The sequence below is a fragment of the Bacillus sp. FSL K6-1366 genome (assembly GCF_037976695.1).
In the GTDB taxonomy this organism is placed as follows: domain Bacteria; phylum Bacillota; class Bacilli; order Bacillales; family Bacillaceae; genus Bacillus; species Bacillus subtilis.
The window spans coordinates 3110865-3117500 of record NZ_CP150268.1; the positions used below are offsets into that span (position 1 = coordinate 3110865).

General features: G+C 43.4%; 6 protein-coding genes and 1 rRNA gene (1 of these 7 cut by a window edge). 4 read left to right on the forward strand and 3 right to left on the reverse strand.

The features are described 5' to 3' along the window. Positions 1-68: 68 nt before the first annotated feature. Positions 69-1130: an aromatic acid exporter family protein gene (locus MHI44_RS16205; protein ID WP_003233537.1), complete on the reverse strand. Its 1062-nt coding sequence runs from the start codon at positions 1128-1130 to the stop codon at positions 69-71. A 220-nt stretch (positions 1131-1350) separates the two neighbouring features. Continuing rightward, complete coding sequence (locus MHI44_RS16210; RefSeq protein WP_029317453.1) at positions 1351-2640, reverse strand: glutamate-1-semialdehyde 2,1-aminomutase; 1290 nt, start codon at positions 2638-2640, stop codon at positions 1351-1353. A 152-nt stretch (positions 2641-2792) separates the two neighbouring features. Here MHI44_RS16210 and bcp point away from each other — a divergent pair, with 152 nt between their 5' ends. Continuing rightward, on the forward strand, positions 2793-3266 hold the full coding sequence (bcp, locus tag MHI44_RS16215) for a thioredoxin-dependent thiol peroxidase (protein ID WP_003233532.1): 474 nt from the start codon (positions 2793-2795) through the stop codon (positions 3264-3266). Between the two features lie 122 nt (positions 3267-3388). Then, positions 3389-3826 carry a peroxide-responsive transcriptional repressor PerR gene (gene perR / locus MHI44_RS16220; protein WP_003223285.1) on the forward strand — a complete coding sequence of 146 codons (438 nt, stop codon included), beginning with the start codon at positions 3389-3391 and terminating at the stop codon, positions 3824-3826. A gap of 34 nt (positions 3827-3860) precedes the next feature. On the opposite strand, the gene MHI44_RS16225 is transcribed toward perR, so the two are convergent. Then, positions 3861-4214, reverse strand: coding sequence for a YgzB family protein (locus MHI44_RS16225; protein WP_014479226.1), 354 nt, complete (start codon positions 4212-4214; stop codon positions 3861-3863). Positions 4215-4421: 207 nt separating this feature from the next. On the opposite strand from MHI44_RS16225, the gene MHI44_RS16230 reads away from it, so the two are divergent. Together MHI44_RS16230 and MHI44_RS16235 are read left to right on the forward strand one after the other, a co-directional pair. Further along, positions 4422-5306, forward strand: coding sequence for a nucleotidyltransferase-like protein (locus MHI44_RS16230; RefSeq protein WP_003243727.1), 885 nt, complete (start codon positions 4422-4424; stop codon positions 5304-5306). A gap of 293 nt (positions 5307-5599) precedes the next feature. Next, positions 5600-6636 (forward strand): 16S ribosomal RNA (locus MHI44_RS16235); it runs 513 nt beyond the window's last position.

Genomic DNA, 6636 nt, shown 5'->3' on the forward strand with positions numbered 1-6636 from the left:
TCTTATATCCTTTTAACGAAGGATATAAGATTTTTTTGTATATAAAAAAACCCGGCTGTTTAACCGGGTTACTCTTCTGTTTCTATTTCGCAGTCTTTCGGATGATACGTTTGAAAACTTGTGATAAGTGTTTCTAAATGTTCAAGCTGCTCGCGATATTCCACGGCGCTTGCCATAATATTGAGCATGTTGTAATCAATAAGCTCCTCATCCGTATTCTGCTGATTTTTTAAAAATGACTTTGTTAAAAGCTGCTTATACCGGATGCCTTCTTCAACCGCGTCATCATGCGGTTTGATTTTTCCGACAAACCTCATCAAAATCCGTTCGTGCCAGTAAAGCAGGTAATCAAGTTCTTCAGTCAATGTTTCCTGAAACTCTTCCGGCATATGATAGATCTCGTTTTCCAGACGATGCAGCTTCTTCAATGTATCAAGCGCCCGATTTGCAGTAATAATGGCCTGTCTGAACAGGACAAGCTTTCTTGATTTCACATAAGTCGTTTTCTTAAAGTAACTTCTTTCTTCTTTATATAGAAGATATGTCTGATCAAGCTTGATCATTTTTTCTTTCAGTTTTTCAATATCCTCTTTCAAAATCGAATGCTCTGTCGACTGCCGCATGGACAATCTGATCCACTTCATAATTTCTTCGGTGTTTTCGACGGTATTATGAATCAGCTTTGTTTCGTACTTAGGAGGCAAAAACACAAGGTTGACGATAAAGGAAGAAAGCACCCCTAAGATGACTGTGCTTGTTCTGATCAGCGCGAACATTAAAAAGTCGTCACCGGCAGATTCTAATATCGCAATGACTGTTACAAGAGCAATTGAAATTGTATGTTCAATTTTAAGTTTCAGCATGATTGTAATGACAATAACTGCTGTTAACCCGATCATAATCGGGCTGGGTCCGAAAATAAGGCCGAACACTGTGGCAATCACAGCTCCGATGATATTTGCTTGAACCTGGTCAATAATAATGAGAAAAGAGCGGTAAATCGACGGCTGGATCGCAAATATCGCTGCAATTCCAGCGAAAATCGGCGCGGGAAGCCCGATCCACGAAGCCAAATAAAGGGCAAGTGTAATCGCAATCCCGGTTTTGAAAATGCGGGCACCAAGTTTCATTGGTTTGTGCGTGCATTCCTTTCTATAGTAAATTGTGTGACATAGCAAATGGGCTAATCCTTAAAATTCCCGGTTAGTTTATTTGCTAAACAATTAAGTAATATACAGGGATCGATACAAATATTCAAGCTATTTTTCTAGAAAAAGACCAAAATCTTACACGTTGTTTGATTCCATAAAAAAAACAGGAGCTCAAAGCTCCTGTTCAAGGTATTTGATTCTAGTTTTTTAGATGTTTAAATGCATCTTCGACCGCTGTAAGCGTGTCTTTAATATCCTGCTCTGTATGTGCTGTGGTAATAAACCAAGCTTCATACTTAGAAGGTGCTAAATTAATTCCGCGTTCCAGCATCAGCTTAAAAAACGTAGCGAATGTTTCTCCGTCACTCCGTTCAGCCTGCTCGTAATTTTCCACTTTCTCATCAGAGAAATATACCGTGAGCGCACCTTTTAACCGGTTGACCGTAATGGTGATGCCGTGTGTTTCTGCGTGCTTCAAAATGCCTTCCTCAAGCATAGCGCCAAGGTGATCAAGCTTTTCATACACGCCTTTTTCTTTGAGCACTTCCAGACAAGCGATGCCTGATAGGATGGAAGCGGGGTTCCCTGCCATTGTTCCTGCCTGATAAGCAGGTCCTAGCGGAGCTACCTGCTCCATGATTTCTTGTTTGCCGCCATAGGCGCCAATCGGAAGTCCGCCGCCGATAATTTTCCCGAGTGCTGTTAAATCTGGTTTCACCTGTAAGAGATCCTGCGCGCCGCCATACATAAAGCGGAAAGCCGTAATGACTTCATCGTAAATAACGAGAGCGCCTGCATTATGTGTCAATTCATTTACTTTTTCTAAGAAGCCCTCTTTCGGCTCGACGATACCGAAGTTACCGACAATCGGTTCAACGAGAACTGCCGCGATTTCACTGCCCCATTTATCAAGAGCCGCTTTATAGCTATCGATATCATTAAATGGTACTGTGATCACTTCGTTTGCAATGCTTTTCGGTACACCGGCTGAGTCTGGTGTGCCGAGAGTAGACGGACCGGAGCCTGCGGCGACAAGCACAAGGTCCGAATGCCCGTGATAGCAGCCCGCAAATTTAATGATTTTTGTCCGGCCTGTATATGCGCGAGCCACGCGGATGGTCGTCATAACGGCTTCTGTACCCGAATTGACGAATCTTACTTTGTCCATAGCGGGAATGGCTTCTTTGAGCATTTTTGCAAATGTAACCTCGTGTTTCGTTGGTGTTCCATACAATACACCGTTCTCTGCTGCTTTTTTAATCGCTTCTGTAATATGCGGATGGGCATGTCCTGTAATAATCGGACCGTACGCCGCTAAATAATCGATGTATTTGTTGCCGTCCACATCCCAAAAATAAGCGCCGCTTGCTTTCTCCATTGCAACAGGAGAACCGCCGCCGACTGCTTTATATGATCTAGACGGGCTGTTTACACCGCCGACAATGTGCTGTAATGCCTCATTGTGAAGTTCAATTGATTTTGTATGCAAGAATAAAAACCTCCTATATCTCCATGCGTCCTTTCTATTGTAGCATGCTTCCGAACAAGAACAATGGCTTCGGGCTTCAGATTCAGCTGAGATGGTTGTAATCTGGACAAGAATTGGATACGCTTAATAAAAAAACATCCGGAGGTAACGTAATGACTATAGAAATCGGACAAAAAGCGCCTGATCTTGAGTTAAAAGGTGATCATGGGGAAACAGTAAAATTATCGGATTATAAAGGAAAGTACATCGTGCTTTATTTTTATCCAAAGGACATGACACCGGGATGTACAACTGAAGCATGCGATTTTCGGGACAGTCACGAAAGCTTCGCCGAACTGGATGCCGTCATTATCGGCGTCAGCCCGGACAGCCAGGAAAAACACGGAAAATTTAAAGAGAAGCATAACCTTCCATTTCTGCTTCTTGTTGATGACGAGCATAAGCTGGCGGAAGCATTTGATGTGTGGAAGCTGAAGAAAAACTTCGGAAAAGAGTATATGGGAATCGAGCGTTCCACTTTTTTAATTGATAAAGAAGGCCGGCTCATTAAAGAATGGAGAAAAGTAAAAGTAAAGGACCATGTAGCCGAAGCGCTTCAAACCCTCAAAGATATGTCGGAAAAGTAAATCTCTATGAGCCTATGCTTACTTTTACCCTGATATCAATTGACAAATTATCGTAGAAAGAGTTACACTAATTATAAACATTACAATGTAAGAATTTTTTTTAGAAGAGAGGTGCATGACGGATGGCTGCACATGAACTAAAAGAAGCCTTAGAAACGTTGAAGGAAACCGGAGTTCGCATTACTCCTCAACGTCATGCGATTCTGGAATATCTCGTTAACTCTATGGCTCATCCAACAGCGGACGATATATATAAAGCTCTGGAAGGGAAATTTCCTAACATGAGCGTAGCGACGGTATATAACAATTTGCGTGTGTTCCGGGAATCAGGTTTGGTAAAAGAGCTCACATACGGTGATGCTTCCAGCAGATTCGATTTTGTCACATCCGATCACTATCACGCGATTTGCGAAAACTGCGGTAAAATTGTGGACTTCCACTACCCGGGCCTTGATGAAGTGGAGCAGCTCGCTGCCCACGTCACGGGCTTCAAGGTAAGCCACCACCGTTTAGAAATTTACGGCGTCTGCCAAGAGTGTTCGAAAAAAGAAAATCATTAAAAATAAGCTGACCGCACGAAACGGTCAGCTTATTTTATTTCGACATTTTCTTTTTATTATAAGACTCATCAAATTCTTTTCCTTCTAATCCCTTATCTAAAGTCAGCGGCTCTCGGCAATGCATGCACATATCGACTCTTCCTAAAACCTTTGTCTCTTTATCACAGCCTGGACAAATGACGCGAACCGCTTTAGTCGAAAGCATTCCGATCCAAAAGTAAACTACCGTGCTGAGACCGATGGATAAAAGCCCAAGTATCATAAACAAACTAGAAAGCAAAACTGACTCTTTGAAAAAGATCCCGATGTACATAATGATAAACCCAACGAAAACCAAACTTAACGCAAATGTTCTGATTTTATTAATTTTGCTGGAGTATTTCGCCATGTCCATCCCCCTCTGTTTTAACTATAGCACAAACCCGATGGGATTTTCTTCATGTTTTCGGTTGAACTGGAATTTACATATGGAGAGTTACTGTGAAATTGTTTATAATAGTTCAATGTGTTTAGAAAAAAGGAATTTCGTTTTAACCATAGAATTGAATCAAATAGAGAATAAAAAAATTTGAACAATTGCATTGGAGGAATAGTGATGGAAAATCTTCTCCGTCCAATTTACCAAGAAAGAGCAAGTCACCCCAATACATTGGCTGTCATTATGATTGAGAGAAGAAACAAAACATCTTCCTTAACAGATAACTTTGATGCAGCTTTGCTGGTGATTGTAAAGGATGCTGATGAGCCAGTTTTTATAAAGCATTATGAATTTGATCATCAAACAGCTTCTTTGCATGTGGTAACAGATTCTCAGATTCAAGAATGGATTTTGCTTGGAACAAATAGAAGAATCATAGATTGGATTGTAAATGGCAGAGTCTTGTTTGACCGTAATGAATACGTAGTTGAACTGATTGACAGGCTGAATACATTTCCGTTTGCCGAACGTAAACTGAAGATCGGACTCGAATACGGCAAATTAATCAGAAGGTATGTTGAAGGGAAAGCTTTTTTTGAAGCCAATCAATTTTTAGATGCCTACAATGCCGTTGTTCATGCGCTGCATCATTTAGCACGTATTGAAGTAATCGACAGAGGATTCCATCCCGAAACCACGGTGTGGAGCCAAGTGCGCCAGATGGAGCCCCAGGTGTACAAATTATATTCCGAGCTGATTGAAAGTCATGAGAGCCTGGAAAAAAGACTTGAATTATTATTCTTAGCAAATGATTTTCTCATCCATTCCAAAGCCGAGATCGGTTCGGCGCATCTTTTCGAAGTAATGAAAGAAAAAGACATTTGGCAATTCGGTGAGCTTCTTCAACATCATGACCTAAAGCACTTTACCCAAGATCTTGGCGTTATGCTTGATTACTTGACGGAAAAGGGACTTATCAACGTCTGCCAGATAGAAACGAAAGGACAGGCTGTCTATCACCGAGGATATTCTTTTAAAAAAGGTGTTGACTCTGATTCTTGACCGTGTTATATTATTAAACGTCGCTGATGCGCTTCTGAGAAAACAAGCTCACAGCGGCGGGAAAATAAATCAAAAAAACATTTGACAAAAGAAAGTCAAAATGTTATATTAATAAAGTCGCTTCAACAAGAAGTGAAAATGATCTTTGAAAACTAAACAAGACAAAACGTACCTGTTAATTCAGTTTTTAAAAAATCGCACAGCGATGTGCGTAGTCAGTCAAACTAGGGCCTGCACGACGCAGGTCACACAGGTGTCGCCGCAGGGTGCGGTGAACTTAACCTGTGATCCATTTATCGGAGAGTTTGATCCTGGCTCAGGACGAACGCTGGCGGCGTGCCTAATACATGCAAGTCGAGCGGACAGATGGGAGCTTGCTCCCTGATGTTAGCGGCGGACGGGTGAGTAACACGTGGGTAACCTGCCTGTAAGACTGGGATAACTCCGGGAAACCGGGGCTAATACCGGATGGTTGTTTGAACCGCATGGTTCAAACATAAAAGGTGGCTTCGGCTACCACTTACAGATGGACCCGCGGCGCATTAGCTAGTTGGTGAGGTAACGGCTCACCAAGGCAACGATGCGTAGCCGACCTGAGAGGGTGATCGGCCACACTGGGACTGAGACACGGCCCAGACTCCTACGGGAGGCAGCAGTAGGGAATCTTCCGCAATGGACGAAAGTCTGACGGAGCAACGCCGCGTGAGTGATGAAGGTTTTCGGATCGTAAAGCTCTGTTGTTAGGGAAGAACAAGTACCGTTCGAATAGGGCGGTACCTTGACGGTACCTAACCAGAAAGCCACGGCTAACTACGTGCCAGCAGCCGCGGTAATACGTAGGTGGCAAGCGTTGTCCGGAATTATTGGGCGTAAAGGGCTCGCAGGCGGTTTCTTAAGTCTGATGTGAAAGCCCCCGGCTCAACCGGGGAGGGTCATTGGAAACTGGGGAACTTGAGTGCAGAAGAGGAGAGTGGAATTCCACGTGTAGCGGTGAAATGCGTAGAGATGTGGAGGAACACCAGTGGCGAAGGCGACTCTCTGGTCTGTAACTGACGCTGAGGAGCGAAAGCGTGGGGAGCGAACAGGATTAGATACCCTGGTAGTCCACGCCGTAAACGATGAGTGCTAAGTGTTAGGGGGTTTCCGCCCCTTAGTGCTGCAGCTAACGCATTAAGCACTCCGCCTGGGGAGTACGGTCGCAAGACTGAAACTCAAAGGAATTGACGGGGGCCCGCACAAGCGGTGGAGCATGTGGTTTAATTCGAAGCAACGCGAAGAACCTTACCAGGTCTTGACATCCTCTGACAATCCTAGAGATAGGACGTCCCCT

Excerpts from the sequence above, each read along its gene's own strand:
- MHI44_RS16230 (WP_003243727.1), top strand. The coding sequence starts at position 4,422 with ATGGAAAATCTTCTCCGTCCAATTTACCAAGAAAGAGCAAGTCACCCC.
- MHI44_RS16205 (WP_003233537.1), bottom strand. The coding sequence starts at position 1,130 with ATGAAACTTGGTGCCCGCATTTTCAAAACCGGGATTGCGATTACACTT.
- perR (WP_003223285.1), top strand. The coding sequence starts at position 3,389 with ATGGCTGCACATGAACTAAAAGAAGCCTTAGAAACGTTGAAGGAAACC.
- bcp (WP_003233532.1), top strand. The coding sequence starts at position 2,793 with ATGACTATAGAAATCGGACAAAAAGCGCCTGATCTTGAGTTAAAAGGT.
- MHI44_RS16225 (WP_014479226.1), bottom strand. The coding sequence starts at position 4,214 with ATGGCGAAATACTCCAGCAAAATTAATAAAATCAGAACATTTGCGTTA.